The sequence below is a fragment of the Dickeya sp. MK7 genome, from assembly GCF_000406305.1.
Classification (GTDB): domain Bacteria; phylum Pseudomonadota; class Gammaproteobacteria; order Enterobacterales; family Enterobacteriaceae; genus Dickeya; species Dickeya fangzhongdai.
Map to the genome: position 1 here is coordinate 1,767,447 of NZ_CM001984.1, position 16,839 is coordinate 1,784,285.

At 61.2% G+C, this 16,839-nt stretch carries 14 protein-coding genes; 11 read left to right on the forward strand and 3 right to left on the reverse strand.

Features of this window, described 5'->3' with window-relative positions; translation table 11 throughout:
- Positions 1–239: 239 nt before the first annotated feature.
- The 11 genes from DXXMK7_RS07695 (at position 240) to DXXMK7_RS07745 (ending at position 14,285) form a co-directional block, all read left to right on the forward strand.
- Positions 240–2,057, forward strand: coding sequence for an IucA/IucC family siderophore biosynthesis protein (locus DXXMK7_RS07695; RefSeq protein WP_038918570.1), 1,818 nt, complete (start codon positions 240–242; stop codon positions 2,055–2,057).
- Complete coding sequence (locus DXXMK7_RS07700) at positions 2,050–3,285, forward strand: type III PLP-dependent enzyme (protein WP_038918571.1); 1,236 nt, start codon at positions 2,050–2,052, stop codon at positions 3,283–3,285. The genes DXXMK7_RS07695 and DXXMK7_RS07700 overlap by 8 nt, the downstream gene beginning before the upstream one ends.
- Positions 3,275–4,720 carry a DHA2 family efflux MFS transporter permease subunit gene (locus tag DXXMK7_RS07705; RefSeq protein WP_038920895.1) on the forward strand — a complete coding sequence of 482 codons (1,446 nt, stop codon included), beginning with the start codon at positions 3,275–3,277 and terminating at the stop codon, positions 4,718–4,720. Before DXXMK7_RS07700 ends, DXXMK7_RS07705 begins: the two co-directional genes overlap by 11 nt.
- Before the next feature lie 156 nt (positions 4,721–4,876).
- Positions 4,877–6,733 (forward strand): IucA/IucC family siderophore biosynthesis protein, encoded by a 1,857-nt coding sequence (locus DXXMK7_RS07710; protein ID WP_038918572.1) that lies wholly within the window; start codon positions 4,877–4,879, stop codon positions 6,731–6,733.
- Positions 6,727–7,503 (forward strand): HpcH/HpaI aldolase/citrate lyase family protein, encoded by a 777-nt coding sequence (locus DXXMK7_RS07715; protein WP_038918574.1) that lies wholly within the window; start codon positions 6,727–6,729, stop codon positions 7,501–7,503. The genes DXXMK7_RS07710 and DXXMK7_RS07715 overlap by 7 nt, the downstream gene beginning before the upstream one ends.
- A gap of 4 nt (positions 7,504–7,507) precedes the next feature.
- Entirely contained in the window at positions 7,508–9,448 is a 1,941-nt protein-coding gene (locus DXXMK7_RS07720; protein ID WP_231348855.1) for an IucA/IucC family siderophore biosynthesis protein, read from the forward strand.
- 363 nt (positions 9,449–9,811) lie between these two features.
- Entirely contained in the window at positions 9,812–10,729 is a 918-nt protein-coding gene (locus DXXMK7_RS07725) for an iron-siderophore ABC transporter substrate-binding protein (protein WP_038918575.1), read from the forward strand.
- The gene (locus DXXMK7_RS07730; protein WP_082202623.1) at positions 10,726–11,748 is read left to right on the forward strand and encodes an iron ABC transporter permease; all 1,023 of its coding nucleotides are present in this window, start codon (positions 10,726–10,728) and stop codon (positions 11,746–11,748) included. The genes DXXMK7_RS07725 and DXXMK7_RS07730 overlap by 4 nt, the downstream gene beginning before the upstream one ends.
- Before the next feature lie 10 nt (positions 11,749–11,758).
- Positions 11,759–12,790, forward strand: a complete 1,032-nt coding sequence (locus DXXMK7_RS07735; RefSeq protein WP_038918576.1) for an iron chelate uptake ABC transporter family permease subunit — start codon at positions 11,759–11,761, stop codon at positions 12,788–12,790.
- Positions 12,791–12,801: 11 nt separating this feature from the next.
- Positions 12,802–13,611, forward strand: coding sequence for an ABC transporter ATP-binding protein (locus DXXMK7_RS07740; RefSeq protein ID WP_038918577.1), 810 nt, complete (start codon positions 12,802–12,804; stop codon positions 13,609–13,611).
- Positions 13,612–13,643: 32 nt separating this feature from the next.
- Positions 13,644–14,285 (forward strand): RraA family protein, encoded by a 642-nt coding sequence (locus tag DXXMK7_RS07745; protein ID WP_038918578.1) that lies wholly within the window; start codon positions 13,644–13,646, stop codon positions 14,283–14,285.
- Between the two features lie 131 nt (positions 14,286–14,416).
- Here DXXMK7_RS07745 and DXXMK7_RS07750 read toward each other — a convergent pair whose 3' ends face one another.
- From DXXMK7_RS07750 to DXXMK7_RS07760, 3 genes are all read right to left on the reverse strand, one after another.
- The gene (locus DXXMK7_RS07750; RefSeq protein WP_024105363.1) at positions 14,417–14,785 is read right to left on the reverse strand and encodes a helix-turn-helix domain-containing protein; all 369 of its coding nucleotides are present in this window, start codon (positions 14,783–14,785) and stop codon (positions 14,417–14,419) included.
- Positions 14,786–14,858: 73 nt separating this feature from the next.
- On the reverse strand, positions 14,859–15,119 hold the full coding sequence (locus DXXMK7_RS07755) for a type II toxin-antitoxin system RelE/ParE family toxin (RefSeq protein ID WP_024105364.1): 261 nt from the start codon (positions 15,117–15,119) through the stop codon (positions 14,859–14,861).
- 280 nt (positions 15,120–15,399) lie between these two features.
- On the reverse strand, positions 15,400–16,455 hold the full coding sequence (locus tag DXXMK7_RS07760) for an MBL fold metallo-hydrolase (RefSeq protein ID WP_038918579.1): 1,056 nt from the start codon (positions 16,453–16,455) through the stop codon (positions 15,400–15,402).
- Between the last annotated feature and the right edge of the window lie 384 nt (positions 16,456–16,839).

Sequence of the window (16,839 nt, forward strand, 5' to 3'; positions counted from 1 at the left end):
AAGGCGGGGCATTATTCAGTGATTTATTCAGGATATTTAACCTTCGCCACGAAATAAGAGCCTATCCCACTAGGCGTAATTGGCGCCGCCAGTTTGGACTCGGACAGCGCGGAGAAACCGGAGCGTACACGTAGTACGTGAGGATTTCGAGCACTGCCCAGGGCCAAAATGGCAAGTGAAATAGCCCTATTGGGATAGGCTCTACACCACCGGCCGATTGTTATTCTTACGGAGCAGAGATGAACAACCGAAATCATGATGTTTTGTCCACAATGATAAGCGAAAAAGCAGCCTTACATGGGTTACTGAATTGTCTTATCAAAGAGTTCGCGATACCGGAAGGGTATTTGCGATATGAATGGCCAGACGAAATGAAAGGGATCCCGCCGGGGGCCTATTTTGATGGTGCAAACTGGAAGGGCATCCCGATGATGATCGGCTTGCCCGACCAACTGCAACTGTTTGTCATGGTAGACCGCCGCGACACCTTCGGCAGCCAACATTACCTGTCCGATGTTTACCTGCGCCAGGCGCAGGATGAATGGCAATGCCCCGATTTTGAACGTCTGGTCGCACGCCTGCTGGCCGCATGCGAGCAAATCGCCGGGAGGAAAAACCCGGAGCTGTACGAGCAGATTCTCCAGAGCCAGCGGCTGGTGAGCGCTATTGTCAGCCACAACGGCCGTCAGCGCGCGGACGCGCCGCTGCAGCACTATCTGCAGAGCGAACAGGGTTTGTGGTTCGGCCACCCCAGCCACCCCGCGCCCAAAGCGCGTCTGTGGCCGGCGCATCTTGGTCAGGAACAGTGGGCGCCTGAATTCCAGGCCCGTGCGGCGTTGCATCAGTTCGAAGTGCCGGTGGACGGATTGCACATCGGCGCCAACGGCCTGACGCCGCAACAGGTGCTGGAGGGGTTCGCCGACCAGCAGTCAGCCTCTATAGGGCACGCCATTATCTGTATGCACCCGGTGCAGGCGCAGCTGTTTATGCAAGATGAGCGCGTGCAGCAGCTGTTGCGCGATAACGTGATCCGCGATCTGGGGCAGAGCGGCCGCGTCGCCAGCCCGACCGCCTCTATTCGCACCTGGTTCATCGACGATCACGATTACTTCATCAAAGGTTCGCTGAATGTGCGCATCACCAACTGTGTGCGCAAAAACGCCTGGTATGAACTGGAAAGCACGGTGCTGATCGACCGGTTGTTCCGTCAGTTGCTGGATCAGCATGCCGACACGCTGGGCGGGCTGGTCGCCGCAGCCGAACCCGGCGTGGTGAGCTGGAGCCCGGTCGCCGCCAGCGAGTCGGACAGACACTGGTTCCGCGAGCAGACCGGCGGCATCCTGCGCGAGAATTTCTGCCGTCATACCGGCGCGGATCGCAGCATTATGGCCGGTACGCTGTTTGCACGCGGCGTGGATTTGCAGCCGATGATTCAAACCTTCCTGCGCACGCACTATGGCGAGGCGCTGGATGACAACGCATTGCTGTACTGGTTCGATGACTACCAGACGCAACTGCTGCGCCCGGTGCTGTCGCTGTTCTTCAATCACGGCGTGGTGATGGAGCCGCATCTGCAAAACAGCGTGCTGGTGCATCAACACGGGCGGCCGCAGCAGGTGCTGCTGCGCGACTTTGAAGGCGTGAAGCTGACCGACGATCTTGGTGCCCGCTATATTAGCGACGACATCCATCCCCGTGTGCGTCAGTCGCTGCTGTACTCGCGCGAGCAGGGCTGGAATCGCATCATGTACTGCCTGTTCATTAATCATCTGTCCGAAACCATTCTGGCCTTGAGTCAGGGACGTGCGCATCTGGCGCCCTTGATGTGGCAACGGGTGCGACAGCAACTGCGTGCCATTCAGGGGGAACTGAAACAACCGTCGCCGGAGCTGGACGCACTGATCGCCGGCCATCCGGTGGCGTGCAAAACCAACCTCAAGGTCAGGCTGGCGGCCGAAGCCGACCGTCAGGCCAGCTATGTCCGATTGCCGTCGCCCTGGGGGAAGGCCGTGCAGTACGGCAGCGAAGCACAGCATGGTGAGGTGCAGCATGGCTAAGCTGCCTTTGCACGTCCACGATGTGATTGTCCGCCTGCAACAGCAGCATGCCGACCCGCTGGCGGCGTTTGTGTACGACCTGACGGCGCTGCGCCAACACGTCAGCGAAGTGATGGCGGCGCTGCCGCCGGGTGTGGAACTCTATTACGCCATCAAAGCCAACAGCGAAAAACCGATTCTGGACGCGATCGCGCCGTTAGTGCATGGCTTTGAAATCTCGTCAGGCGGTGAAATCGCGCGTGTGGCCGGTTGCGACACGCGCAAACCGTTCGTGTTCTCCGGGCCGGGCAAACTGGACTCAGACTTCGATCTGGCGCTGGAACAGGGCGTGGAAGCGGTTCATGTGGAAAGTCGCCACGAGATTGCCCGCCTGCAACAGCGGGCGAAGCAGCATGGCGTGGTCCAGCCGGTGTTCATCCGCATCAATCCGGAACTGGCGTCGTCGCTGACCAGTAAACTGGCGATGGCCGGAACGCCGACGCCGTTCGGCATGGATGAGGCCGACCTGGCGGACGCGGTGCGCGAGGTGGATAACGCCAGCCATCTGCAACTGAAAGGATTTCATGTCCACGCGATGTCGCACCAGATGGTGGTGGCGCGGCACCAGCAATTGCTGGATCTCTACCTGACGCGCTGGCCGCAGTGGAAGGCGCTGTCCGCGCATCCGCAGCACATTACCCACCTGAACGTGGGCGGCGGCATCGGCGTGCCGTATCTGACGCCGGAGCGTTTCGACTGGCCGGCGCTGTGCGATTACCTGCGCACGCGGCTGGCGCAACAGCCGGACGCGCCGATAGTCCGCTTCGAGCCGGGGCGTTTCATCAGCGCCTACTGCGGTTATTACGCCATCGAAGTGCTGGATAAAAAGCGCAGTCACGGCAAACATTTTCTGGTGTGCCGCGGCGGCACTCACCAGTTCCGTCTGCCGGTGGCGCAGGGACACGACCATCCGGTGGTCCATCTGCCGCTGGCAGCGGCGCCGACGGCCGGGGAAACGCGCGACTGGACGGTGGTCGGTCAGCTGTGCACGCCGAAGGACGTGCTTAGCCGCGACCAGCGCCTGACCGACGTCAACATCGGGGATCTGCTGGTGTTGCCGCTGGCGGGCGCCTATGGCTACAACATTTCTCATGCCGACTTCCTGTGTCATCCGCGTCCCGTGCAGTATTTCATCACTGACGACGGCGTGACGGTGGATGCGGCCGGAGCGGTGCGCCGTGTGGAATAACGCTATTCCCCGCTGGCTGGTGGTGGTCAATGTGCTGCTCGGCACCACTACCGTCAGCCTGAATAACAGTACGCTCAATCCGGCGCTGCCGGCGTTTATCGAGGTGTTCCAGATCGGGCCGCTGCTCGCCACCTGGATCGTGGCGGCGTTCATGGTCAGCATGGGCATGACCATGCCGTTGACCGGCTATCTCGGCCACCGGCTGGGCAACAAACCACTCTACCTGCTGGGCGTGGCGCTGTTTATCACCGGTTCGTTGCTGGGGATGATGGCGGATTCCATCTCGCTGGTGATCGCCGCCCGAACGGTGCAGGGCATCGCCAGCGGCTTGATGATCCCGCTGTCGCTGACGCTGATTTTTTCGGTGTACCCCAAACAGGAGCGGGGCGGTATTACCGGCATCTGGGGCGCTATCGTGATGCTGGCTCCGGCGTTGGGGCCGCTGTGCGGCGGCATCCTGCTGGAGTGGTTCAGCTGGCGGGCGCTGTTCGCCATGAATATTCCCATTGGGGCGCTGGCGCTGCTGATGGGGCTGGTGGTGTTGCCGAAAACCGCGCCGGGTGAGCGCAAACCGTTCGATATGACCGGTTATCTGCTGGTGTCCGCCGGCATCGGGTTGCTGATGATCGGCGCCGGACGATTGCACCATGCCGCGGCGCTGGCGAATCCGTTCAACCTGCTGATGCTGCTGGCGGCTACGGTTTGCCTGATTGCTTTTGTGCGCGTCGAACTGCGTAAGCGCGAGCCGCTGCTTAACCTGCGTATTTTTCAACTGCACGGCTATCGACTGAGCGTGGTGATCGCCGTGGTGCAGTCGGTCGGGATGTTCGAGTGCCTGGTGCTGTTGCCGATGCTGGTGCAGATGGTGATGGGCTACAGCGCTATCTGGACCGGGCTGGCGCTGTTGTGCACCGCGCTGTTCGCCAGCCTGTTCGGCAAGGTCGGCGGCAGCCTGCTGGATCGCCACGGCCCGTCGCGGGTGGTGGGCGCCGGGGTATTGCTGACCGCGCTGGCGACCATCGGGTTAGGCATGGCGGGCGCGCAGACCTCAATTGGCGTGGTGTTCGGCTGGATGATGCTGCGCGGCGCCGGGCTGGGGCTGTCCTACATGCCGGTCACCACCGCCGGGCTGAATGTGCTGCCGGAAACGTTGGTCACGCAAGGCGCCGCCATGAACAACATTTCGCGCCGGCTGGTGTCGTCGCTGGCGATCGTGGTGGCGTCGCTGTACCTCGAATTCCGGCTGGCGGGCAGCGGGCTGGCGCACGAAGCCGTGCGCGCCGCGGCCATTAGCGAAACCTTTATTGCCACCGGCATTTTGATCGTGCTGGCGCTGCCGTGCGCCCTGCGTTTTCCCACGGCAACCGATGAGGCGGCCGCCTCCGACGAGTCCGGCGCGCCAGACGCGCTGACCGGCGTCAGAGGGCCGCGCTGATGTTTAGGTCGTGCCCCGTAATGACGTGTGACCGGCGCTGGCGGTCACTGCACGACGGGGTCCAGCCTACTGTTTCTTCAGGCCGGGCGCCGTCATGTTTCGAACCGACGCCGCCCGTTCCGTCTGACTCAACCGACACACTGACAAGGTAATAGCATGGAGACATTATCCCCCGCCGTATTTCAGGACATCGCCTGCGAGTGGCTGCCGCACATGGATGCGCAGCGTTATCAGCTGGTGGAACAGCGTGTGGTCGGACAGCTGCTGCAGACGCTGCTGTACGAGGATGTGCTGCCTTATCGCCGCACGCCGATCGGCGACGGCAACAGCCAGTTTGTGATAACCGGGCGCGATGCGCAGCAGGTGCCGGTGGAGTACCGGTGCAGCGGGCTGTTTAGCGACAGCTTCTGTCTGATCCGCCTCGACTACGCCAGCGTGCGACGCATCGGTCCCGACGGCGACGCGCAGTCGCCCAACCTGCACCAGATGCTGGAAGAACTGCTGGGCGAGCAGGAGAATAATCCCTTCCTGACGCGTTTTGTACAGGAACTGGAGCAGACCCAACTGAAGGATTTGCAGTCGCGGGCGCAACATTATCAACCCGGCAAACCGGCGCATCAGCTCAGTTTCGACGAACTGGAACGCCACTTTATGGACGCTCACAGCTACCACCCCTGCTACAAGTCGCGCATCGGCTTCAGCCTGCAGGATAACGCCCAATGGGGGCCGGAGTTCGGCCAGCCTTTCGCCATTGTCTGGCTGGCGCTGGCGAAGCAGCGGGCGTCCGCCAACCATTCGGCCAAACTGGATCTGGACGATTTCCTGCAGACCGAATTCGGCGCGGCGCGCTGGCAGGCGTTTGGCGAACAGCTGGCGCGTCAGGGGCGTAAGCCGGAAGATTACCAACTGGTGCCGGTGCACCCGTGGCAGTGGAAAAACGTGATTGCGCCGGTGTTTTATCCGGAGCTGGTCAGCGGCGAGCTGATTTACCTCGGCGCGTCCGATGACCGCTGGCAGGCGCAGCAGTCTATCCGCACGCTGGCTAACGTGACGGAGAAAACGCGGCCTTACGTCAAGCTGGCGATGAGCATGACCAACACCTCCAGCACCCGCATTCTGGCACGGCACACGGTAATGAACGGACCGATTATTACCGACTGGCTGCAGCAGTTGATCGACACCGACCAGACCGCCCGCAACCTGAAGTTCGTGATTCTCGGCGAAGTCGCCGGCGTGAGTTTCGACACCCAGCCGCTGCCCGCCACGCGTATGGCGCAGGCCTACGGCGTGATGGGCGCGATCTGGCGTGAAAGCATCCATCAGTATCTGCAGCCGGACGAGCAGGCGGTGCCGTTCAACGGTTTGAGTCACGTCGAACACCGTTACGACGGCGGCGAGCAGGCGCCGTTTATCGATGCCTGGATTCGTCAGTACGGGCTGGAAGCCTGGACCCGACAACTGTTGCAGGTCACGGTGTCGCCGATTATCCACATGCTGTACGCCGAAGGCATCGGTATGGAATCGCACGGTCAGAATATCGTGCTGATAGTGCGTGACGGCTGGCCGCAGCGCATTGCGCTCAAGGACTTCCATGACGGCGTGCGTTATTCGCCGGACCATCTGGCGCGCCCCGCCATGCGCCCGGATCTGGTGCCGCTGCCCGCCAGCCACGCCAAAATCAACCGCAACTCGTTCATCCTTACCGATGACATCGACGCGGTGCGCGATTTTACCTGTGACTCGTTCTTCTTCATTTGTCTGGCGGAAATGGCTGTCTTCCTGCGTCAGCATTATCAACTGCCGGAAGCGCAGTTCTGGGAAATGACGGCGGAGGTGGTGCTGCGTTATCAGGCCGAGCACCCGCAACATCGCTCGCGTTACACCTTGTTCGATGTGTTCGCGCCGACCTACGAGGTGGAGGAACTGACTAAGCGCCGGTTGCTGGGCGACGGCGAGCGTCGCTTCAAATCGGTGCCGAACCCGCTGCATCCGTTCAGGCCGTCGTCATGCTAAGAACCAACCAGCTCAAGCGCAAGCTGGCGGCAGGTACGCCGGTATACGGGTTGATTGCCTCGATTCCCTCGCCGGTGTCGGTGGAGTTGATCGCCGAAGCCGGGTTCGATTTCGTGATTATCGACAGCGAACATGTGCTGATTAACCCGGAAACGGTGGAGAACATGATCCGGGTGGCGGAAAGCTACGCGCTGACGCCGCTGGTGCGGGTGGCGGATGATAACCCCAAGACCATGCTGCGCCTGCTGGACGGCGGCGCGCAGGGCATCGTGCTGCCGATGGTGGAGCAGGCTGAGCAGGTACGCGCGGCGGTACGCGCCTGCCATTACCACCCGCAGGGCGAGCGCAGCCTGAACAGCGGCCGCCCCGGCGCATTTGGCAAGCACAGTCTGGCGGAATACGTCGCGTTGGCAAACCGGGAAATCATGCTGGTGGCGATGATCGAAAGCGCCGGGGGCGTGCGTCAGGCCGAGGCGATCGCGGCGGTAGAGGGGTTGGACATGATTCTTGAGGGTGCGGCGGATCTCTCCCAGTCGCTGGGGATGCCGTGGCAGACTGCGGCGGTGCCGGTGCAGACGGCGCTGGCCGAGGTGCGGCGGGCTGCCGACGCGCATGGCGTGACGTACTGCGCTATTCCCCGCCAGCACGACGATCATGCACGCTGGCGTGAGCAGGGCGTGCGCGCATTTGTATTGGGCGACGAGCGCGGTATCGCGTTTCGCGCTTTACAGGCCAGACTGGCCGCAACGATTTCAGCAGAAGGAAAGTGATCCGATGGAAAGTAATGCGATGGAAAGTAGTGTGATTAAGAGCACGTCTCACTACAAGGACGCCGGCCACAGCGTGATGCAGGATCTGGTGGATTGCCTGCTGGCCGAGGAGTTCTTTGGCCCGCAGCCGCTGGCGTTGTATACCACCGATGAGTGGCGGCAGCAGTACGGGCAACCGGCGCCGTTTGGCGCGCTGGATAGCACGGCCCGCCTGTGGCGCTGGTGCAGCGATGAACGCGAACAGCGTCATCTGGTGGTGGCGCTGCGCCCCGGTATTACCCAGCGGTGGGAAAAAGTACCGGGCACTAAGGTTTATGCCTGGCAGCAGGGCGGCGATGACTGGCGTGAGCTGGAGCCGGAGAGCTTCATGAATCTGGTGTTCGCCGGTCAGCATGGCGAAGAAGAGCAGGCTGGAGAAGACCATGCCGGAGAAGGTAATAATGCCAAAGGGCAGGCGTTGTTTCTGGATGTGCTTAACACCAGCGTCGAGCAGACCGCGCTGTCGCGCGAGCATCGTATCGATACCGATAACCTGCTCGCACGCGGTAACGCCGATTTCTTCCATGTGATGGAGCAGTGGGCGTCGTTGCGCGATCGTCCGTTCCATCCGACCGCCAAGGCTAAACAGGGGCTGAATGCGCAGGAGTATCGCCGGTACGTGGCCGAGTTCGCCGAACCGGTGGCGCTGAACTGGGTGGCGGTGGCGAAAAATCGCCTGCAATGCGGCGACGGCATCAGCGACGTGGTTGACTCGTACCCGGCGCATTACCTGCTGCCGCAGGCGGAGCAGGCGGCGTTGCAGCAGGAACTGGCGACGCGCGGCCTTGCTGAGAGCCATATCGCGCTGCCGGTACACCCGTGGCAGTTCGACCACATTCTGGAAACCCAACTGGGCGACGCCTTTCGCAACGGCGACTGCCACCGGCTGGATTTCAGCGCCGCCCGCTATCTGCCGACGTCGTCACTGCGCTCAATGACGCCGTGTTTCGCCAGCGCCGATTACCTCAAGCTGCCGATGGCGGTTTACTCGCTGGGGGCATCGCGCTATCTGCCGGCGGTGAAAATGATCAACGGCGGACTGAGCGAAGCGCTGCTGCGGCAGGCGCGTGACAAAGACGCCGTGTTGCAGGAACGGCTGTATCTGTGCGATGAAGGCAAGTGGTGGGCGTTCATGCCGCCGCAGGCCACGCTGTTTGACGAAGCGCCGCGCCACCTGTCGGCGATGGTCCGCAGTTATCCGTCAGCGCTGTTCGACGATCCGGATTACCGCCTGCTGCCGATGGCGGCGCTGGGCACGCCGCTGCCGGGCAGCCGCCGTCATTTCTTCGACGACTGGCTGGCGTATCGCGGCTTGCCGACGAACGCCGATTCGGTCTTGACATTGTTTGCTGAGCTTTGTCATTGTTTCTTCGACATTAATTTCCGCATGTTCCGGTTGGGGATGCTGGGCGAGATCCACGGTCAGAATGCGGTGCTGGTATGGAAAGCCGGTCAGGCCCACGGTCTGCTGCTGCGCGATCACGACTCGCTGCGCATCCATGTACCGACGCTGGAGCAAAACGGCATGCAGGACCCGGTGTACCGTATCAAGCAAGGCCATGCCAATACGCTTTACCACGAGCGTCTGGACGACCTGCTGTTCTGGCTGCAAACGTTGGGCATTCAGGTCAACATGCGGGCGATTATCGAAACGCTGTCGCTGACTTATGAGATAGACGCTGCGACGCTGTGGGGCGTGATGCGCAGTGAAATCAACGGCGCCATTGACCGTGCCGGTTTCGCCGCCGATACGCAGACGATGCTGAAAACCCGGTTGTTCGACGTGCCGAACTGGCCGCAGAAACTGCTGATCACCCCGATGATCGCCCGCGCCGGCGGACCGGGGAGTATGCCGTTCGGTAAAGGGGAAGTGATTAACCCGTTTCAGACGATTATGAGTAAATAGATTGCTCAGCCAATAGACTGTTGTTATCGGGTTCATGTAAGGGTGGGGAGATATTTCGTGCGGGATAAACTGCGGTTCACTTTTGCAACGTTATCGCACGCACGACAAGGAGAGGCTCAGACGCCGCCTCTCCTTGACCACTGGCTGGTGGCTAAACTGTGCCGCTAACGCGGTGCCTTCGGCGTTCGTCTTCGCTGTTCGGGCCGCCCGTGACGCGCTCCCGGCGCGGCTCGGGCTTTCGCCGCGTCCATGCGGCTCACCCGGCGAAGCCGTACACCTCAGCACAGTTTCTGACGCCAGAGATCTCCCTTCTGTACTTAACGGGTTGGTCGTCACTATGGAAAAGGTAGATCACACAGAATCGTGAATGAGTATTTGCTTTCGCGCCGCAGGTTGCTGCGGTTGTCGTTAAGCCTGTTGCCACTGGGACTGGGCCGGCCTGCGCTGGCCCAGTCCTTGTTTATGCCGCAACGGGTCATCACCCTGTTTCAGGGCGCCACGGATACTGCGGTGGCGCTGGGGATTACGCCCGCCGGCGTGGTGGATTCGTGGAGCGAGAAGCCCATGTACCGCTACCTGCGTCAGGCGCTGGCCGGGGTGCCGCATGTGGGGCTGGAAACCCAGCCCAGTCTGGAAGACATCGTGCTGCTGAAGCCCGACGCCATCGTCGCGTCGCGCTTTCGTCATCAGCGGCTGGAGCCGTTGTTGTCGCAGATTGCGCCGGTGGTGATGCTGGATGAAATCTACCAGTTCAAAAAAACGGTGCAGGTGATGGGGCAGGCGCTTGGGCGTCAGGCGGTGGCCGATCGGTTGCTGGAGGACTGGCAGCAGCGGGTGAGCTGGCTGCGCGGGCAGTTGCAACGCAAGTTCGGCGGCGACTGGCCGCCGACCGTGTCGATACTGGATATCCGCGAAGACCATATCCGCAGCTATTTGCCCGGCAGTTTTCCCGGCTCGGTGCTGAGCGAACTGGGGTTTGGCTGGAGCAACGCCAGCCTCGCCCAGCCGGGCGTCTCGCTCAAACTGACCAGCAAAGAGAACATCCCGGTGGTGGATGCCGACATCTTTTTCATTTTCCTGCGATCCGAGAGTCCGTCTGTGCAACGCAACTATGAGTCCCTGATTCGTCACCCGCTGTGGCAGCGGTTACGAGCCCCGCAGCGCAATCAGGTGTGGGTGGTGAATGGCGTCACCTGGAGTCTGTCCGGCGGCATTCTGGGCGCCAACATGATGCTGGACGACATCGCCCGGGTCACCGGTATCGCCGGAGGCACGTCATGAGTCATGCCGTGATACCGGCCGGGAAGCGGATGGCGCCCGGTCAGGTGCTGGCGGGCGGCGGCGTTTGCCTGCTGGCGCTGGCCGTCCTCAGTCTGATGGTCGGGCCGATGTGGATTGCGCCGTCGCAAGTGCTGGGCGCGCTGTGGCACCCGGATCCGCTCAATGTCAGCCATATTCTGGTTACTTCTACTCGCCTGTCGCGCACGTTGATCGCCATCGTGGTGGGCGCCAGTCTGGCGGTGGCGGGCGCATTGATGCAGGTGCTGACCCGTAACCCGCTGGCGTCGCCGGGGCTGTTCGGCATCAACGCCGGGGCGATGTTTTTTCTGATTGTCTGTGTGTCGCTGTTTCCCAAAGTGGCGATGTCGGTGTGGCTGTGGTCGGCGTTTGCCGGCGCGGCGGCGGCCGGGTGTCTGGTGTGGCTGATCGGCACGATGGGCAAAGGCAGCCTTAACCCGCTACGCATGGTGCTGGCGGGCGCGGCCATCACCGCCATGTTCGCCGCCTTCAGTCAGGCGATGCTGGTGGTGAATCAGGAAGGGCTGGATACGGTACTGTTCTGGTTGGCGGGCTCGGTGGCCGATCGCGAGCTGGCGACGGTGCTGCCGCTGATGGGCTACTGTCTGGCGGCGCTGCTCGGCGCGCTGCTGCTGTCGGGGCAGGTCAACGTACTGAACGCCGGGGAAGCCATAGCTCGTGGGCTGGGACAGCGCACCGGGCGCATCCGGCTGCTGATGAGCCTGCTGGTCGTGGCGCTGGCCGGCGGCGCGGTGGCGATGGCGGGCAGCATTGGTTTTGTCGGCTTGATTGTGCCGCACATGGCAAGAAAACTGTTGCCCGCCGACCACCGCTGGCTGCTGCCCGGCTGCGCGCTGCTGGGGGCCGCTTTGCTGTTGCTGGCGGATATTTTGGCGCGGGTGGTGATTGTGCCGCAGGAGGTGCCGGTTGGCGTGATGACCGCGCTGTTCGGCGCGCCGTTCTTTATTTTCCTGCTGCGGCGCGGAGGTCGTTATGGATAAGCATGGGGGGATGAGCCATGTGCTGGTATGGCGGCAGGGGCGTTTTTCCCGCCAGATTAACCTGACCACCGTAGGCCGGGTTGCGCTGGCGTTGCTGCTGGCGCTGGCGGTCATGGTGGCATCGCTCGGCGTCGGCAAACTGATGCTGTCGCCGTGGGAGGTGCTGCGGGCGCTATGGTCGTCGCAGCCGGAAGGCGCGGCGCTGATCGTGCAGCAGTTACGGTTGCCGCGGGTGGTGCTGGCGGCACTGGTGGGCGGCGCGCTGGCGGTGTCTGGGTTGATTTTGCAGGCGATGATCCGCAATCCGCTGGCCTCGCCGGATATTCTGGGCATCACCAGCGGCGCCAGCGCCGCGGCGGTGTTCTACCTGTCGTTTCTCGCCACCACGCTGGGGGCGCACTGCCTGCCGCTGGCGGCGATGATCGGGGCCGCGACGGCGGCGCTGGCGGTGTATTGGCTGGCGTGGCAGGCGGGCGTATCGCCGCAGCGGCTGGTGCTGACCGGCGTCGGCGTGTCGGCGCTGTTGATGGCGGCGACCACCTTTATGCTGGTGTTCAGCCCGCTGACCACCACGCTGTCGGCTTACGTCTGGTTGACCGGCAGCGTCTACGGCGCCAGCTGGCGCGAAACCCGTGAGCTGGGCGGCTGGCTGCTGCTGATTGCGCCGTGGCTGGTGTGGCTGGCGCGTCAGGTGCGGGTCCAGCAACTGGACGATGGGCTGGCGCAGGGCATCGGCGTGCGGGTGCAGTGGCTGCGTCTGGCGCTGCTGTTGCTCAGCGTGGCGCTGGCGGGCGCGGCGATTGCCTGGGGCGGCGCGATGGCGTTCGTCGGGCTGATCGCGCCGCACATCGCCAAACGGCTGGTGGCGCCGACCTTTGCCGGGCAGGCGGCGATGGCGTTTCTTTGCGGCGCCGGGCTGGTGATGGTGGCGGACCTGTGCGGACGAACGTTGTTTTTGCCGCTGGATCTGCCCGCCGGGATTTTCGTATCGGCGCTGGGCGCGCCGTTCTTTCTGTATTTATTGATTAAACAACGTCATTAAGGAAACGGATGATGACCGCCATTACCAGCCGGGAACTGACCCTCGGCTATGCCAGCCAGACCATTATCGACAATCTGGATATCCAGCTGCCGAAGGGCAAAGTGTCGGTGCTGATTGGCAGCAACGGGTGCGGCAAAAGTACGCTGCTCAAATCCTTCGCCCGTTTGCTCCGGCCGCTGAGCGGGACGGTTGTCCTCAATGGCGAGGATATCCACCGCAAGTCCACCGCCGAGGTGGCGCGCGAACTGGCGATTTTGCCGCAGATGCCGGACGCGCCGGAAGGCATTACCGTGAAACAGCTGGTCAGCCTGGGGCGCTACCCTTACCAGAACTGGTTGCAGCAGTGGTCGCAGGAAGATGAGCGGATGGTGAACCTGGCGCTGGCGCAGACCGGTACCCAGCAACTGGCGGAACGACCGGTGGATGCCTTGTCCGGCGGCCAGCGTCAGCGGGTATGGATAGCGATGACGCTGGCGCAGGACACCGAGGTGGTGCTGCTGGACGAGCCCACTACGTTCCTCGATCTGGCGCACCAGATCGAGGTGCTGGATTTGCTGCGTGAGTTGAACCGCCAGCACGGCAAAACCATCATTATGGTGCTGCACGACCTCAATCTGGCCTGCCGTTACGCCGACCACATGGTGGCGGTACACGATCGCACCGCTTTCGCACAGGGCGCGCCGGCTGAAATCCTCGACGAAACGCTGGTTAAAACGGTGTTCAATCTGGATTGCCGTATCATCCCCGACCCGTTTTTCCATACGCCGCTGTGTATTCCGTTCGGGCGCGAGAAACCACGGGAAGACGCGCCGGTGGCGTGAAGCCGGAAGATCAACCTGTTGCAGGATAGACGATGAATTATCACATTATTCCCCGCGTGCCGCCGCTCAGTGATGACCTGCTGGCAGGCTACCGCCACATCAGCACCTCGACCCTCGGTCATTTGACGGAGGCGGGGTATTTGTCCGGCATCCGGCCGTTGCTGCCGGACGTGCAGATGGTCGGCAACGTGGTGACGGTGAAACTGTGCCCGCCGGACGGCGGCGTATTACGTGAGGCGCTGCTGCTGAGCCAGCCCGGCGACGTGCTGGTGATTGATGCGTCTGATGAGGAAGAACGCGCCTGCTGGGGAGAATTGCGCGCGCTGGCGGCGCGTGTGAAAGGGCTGGCGGGCGTGGTGGTGGCCGGCGCGGTGACCGACTCGCGCGCGCTGCGTCAACTGGGGTTGCCGGTGTTCTGCAAAGGCGTCAGCGCCATTACCACCCGCACGCTGGGAACGGCAGGGGCGGTCAATGTACCAGTGACAGTGGCGGGCGTGACGGTGCAACCCGGCGATGTGGCGATCGGCGATGACGATGGGGTGTTTATTCTCAGTCCGTCTGCTGCGCGTGACTGGCTGGAGAAGGCGCAACACAAGGAACTCGCGGATACAGAACGGCGGAACGCACTGCGGCGGAAATTGCCCGAGTGCGCCTCCGGTATCGACGATCGGTGACCGTGATTGCCGGTAACCCCTTTATTTATAGGGGGCCATCACCTGCGGAGAAACGGCCCGCCATTTCTGGCGGGCCGTAGCATCATTGATCCTTTTTAGATCATGCGAACAGAGACATGCGCACTCATAAATCACAAAATCATCTGTTCAGGCTGGCATCCGTACAGTTCAGCCAGCTTTTGACGGGTTTTCTTCTGCGGGCGGGAGTCTTTGGCTTCCCACTGAGAAACCGCTGATTGCGTCGTACCCAGTCGTTCCGCCACATCGTACTGCGACAGCCCGCGGTAAACGCGCCAGGCGGCCAGCAGGCTGATATCGTCACGAAACATAATGTTGACCACCTCATTTGGCACGGTTTCATCATCATGCCCATCAGCAGTATAAGGAATGGATTCGTACCCGCTCTCATCATTGGAGAGCAGGCTTTCGTACACATCTATCGGTAATACCACGAATTGCGGTTTACCGTTCACATCATTGATATATTGCGGTTTTGACATATTTTTTATCCGGGTTTCTATGAGTCGCGGTCGTCTTATGTCATTGAGGAAACGTGTGGTTTTCTCTGCCTGATTAATAGGTTGTTGACGTTCTGCGCTTAACTTCTTTGATTTCACAGATCACCGGTTCACCTTTAATGATTTGGAAAATGATCCGGTAGTCGCCAACCCTCATCCTGAACATACTTTCTTTCCCCTTCAATGGGACGATATCCAACCTGACAGCAGGGAAATTCTCCAGTTCAGTCACCTTTTCACTTATGGCGTTCTGATATCGCTTGTCGATGGTCAGACGTTGTTTCAGCGCTTTCCTTGACCAGATCACCTTTACCATCTGTTTCCTCAGTTTTTAAAGAGCATATCCCTTTGGATAAGTTAATAATAAGATAAAGTATTAGTTCCTGCAATTTTTCTTATTATCTTATCATTCAGTTTATAGCAACATAGAATTTGGTCACATTCATGAAAAGAAAGCCGCTTTCGGTCATCTTTTGCCCATCTCGTTGCTAACAGTAGCGGCAACGCCAGCTGTTGGAGCTCGATGTGCTGAGATCTCAGCCGGTTGCGTGGGTGAAATCGGCAATACTGGCGTGCTGTTCGTCCCCCACTCTCCGTTATTCCACATCCTGCACGGCGGTATCGGTGATCAGTGATGCCTGCCGGGCGTCGGCGCATTTCTCCCACCATGCCGGCGTCGCCGTCGGCGCTCCCAGTGTGACGACTTCCCCCAGCATCGGCATGATGATCGGTAACTGTCGCTCTCGCGCCAGTTGGCTGCTGCTGCGCACCGGGTCGGCCCAGTCGTGAAAGGCCAGCGCGAACATACCCCAGTGGATCGGCATGAACTGGCGGGCGCGCACGTCCTGCACTGCCTGCACGGTCTGTTCCGGGTGCATGTGCGAATCCGGCCAGCGGTGGTTGTACTGGCCGTTTTCCATAAACGCCAGATCAAACGGGCCGAAGCGTTCGCCGATATCGCGGAAGTGCTCGCCATAGCCGGAATCACCGCTGAAAAAAATACGCTCCCGCTGCCCCTGAATCACCCAGGACGCCCACAGCGTGGTGTTGCGCCCAGACAAACTGCGGCCGGAAAAGTGGTGCGACGGCGTGGCGGTAAAGGTGATGCCGTTGAGCGTATGGGACTGATACCAGTCCAGTTCCTGAATCCGCTGTGCCTCAATACCCCATTTTTGCAGATGTTCGCCCACTTTTAGCGGGGCGATAAAGCGGGTTGTGGTATCGCGGAAGGCGCGAATGGTCTGCTCGTCAAGATGGTCGTAGTGGTCGTGCGACAGCAGGATGATGTCGATATCCGGCAGCGCTTCGCGCGTCAGCGCCGGCGGCTGAAAACGGCGGAACATAAAGCTGAACGGTGAGACGCTGGCGGAGAACACCGGGTCAGTCAGAATTCGGACGCCATCCAGATTGAGCAGCAGGGTCGAGTGCCCGAACCAGATAAATTTGAGGCGTTCGTCGGCGGCAAGGAACGCATTGAGGTCGGGGGATACCTCCGGCAGCCGTTTGTTCGGCACGCGCCCCTTGCGCTGAAACCCGAGCCGCCACAGCAGCGACAAACTTTGCCACAGGCTCATCCGCGGCGCAGTAGCCGGACGCAGGTTAAAGAAACGCCCGGTTTCGGGAGAATAATGCTTTGCTTGCGGGTCCGCCATAAGGCCTCCGGATCAGTGCAACTGTGGCTACAGGTTATATCAGCGTATGGATATAGATGTGGTGCCAAAAGCGTCAGGATTCAAGGCGTACCCCCATTTTCATCGCGGCCATGCGTTATGGCTGCGCGCCGTCTGCCGGCTGATCGTGCCGGAGCGTCCGGTCCCAGTGGTTTATCAGCAAAACCGGCTGTTGACGGTATGTTGCAAAATCGCGTCAGGCCGGTTTCTTCACGCCATTGCCGAACGGCGCGATTGTTACGCATTCGTAGCGATAGGTTATTGGTATGGGTAATGGCGGGTGGGCGGTGATGGTGAGATGAGGTGCTGATACCGAAAAAAATAGGGGGCGAAACAGCGCCACAATGTCGATTAAATAAGCATTTT

Bases quoted from the DNA above. Each gene is read 5' to 3' on its own strand.
- DXXMK7_RS07700 (WP_038918571.1), top strand. From the start codon at position 2,050: ATGGCTAAGCTGCCTTTGCACGTCCACGATGTGATTGTCCGCCTGCAA.
- DXXMK7_RS07735 (WP_038918576.1), top strand. From the start codon at position 11,759: ATGAGCCATGTGCTGGTATGGCGGCAGGGGCGTTTTTCCCGCCAGATT.
- DXXMK7_RS07755 (WP_024105364.1), bottom strand. From the start codon at position 15,119: ATGGTAAAGGTGATCTGGTCAAGGAAAGCGCTGAAACAACGTCTGACC.
- DXXMK7_RS07720 (WP_231348855.1), top strand. From the start codon at position 7,508: ATGGAAAGTAATGCGATGGAAAGTAGTGTGATTAAGAGCACGTCTCAC.
- DXXMK7_RS07715 (WP_038918574.1), top strand. From the start codon at position 6,727: ATGCTAAGAACCAACCAGCTCAAGCGCAAGCTGGCGGCAGGTACGCCG.
- DXXMK7_RS07730 (WP_082202623.1), top strand. From the start codon at position 10,726: ATGAGTCATGCCGTGATACCGGCCGGGAAGCGGATGGCGCCCGGTCAG.
- DXXMK7_RS07695 (WP_038918570.1), top strand. From the start codon at position 240: ATGAACAACCGAAATCATGATGTTTTGTCCACAATGATAAGCGAAAAA.
- DXXMK7_RS07710 (WP_038918572.1), top strand. From the start codon at position 4,877: ATGGAGACATTATCCCCCGCCGTATTTCAGGACATCGCCTGCGAGTGG.
- DXXMK7_RS07760 (WP_038918579.1), bottom strand. From the start codon at position 16,455: ATGGCGGACCCGCAAGCAAAGCATTATTCTCCCGAAACCGGGCGTTTC.
- DXXMK7_RS07740 (WP_038918577.1), top strand. From the start codon at position 12,802: ATGACCGCCATTACCAGCCGGGAACTGACCCTCGGCTATGCCAGCCAG.
- DXXMK7_RS07750 (WP_024105363.1), bottom strand. From the start codon at position 14,785: ATGTCAAAACCGCAATATATCAATGATGTGAACGGTAAACCGCAATTC.
- DXXMK7_RS07745 (WP_038918578.1), top strand. From the start codon at position 13,644: ATGAATTATCACATTATTCCCCGCGTGCCGCCGCTCAGTGATGACCTG.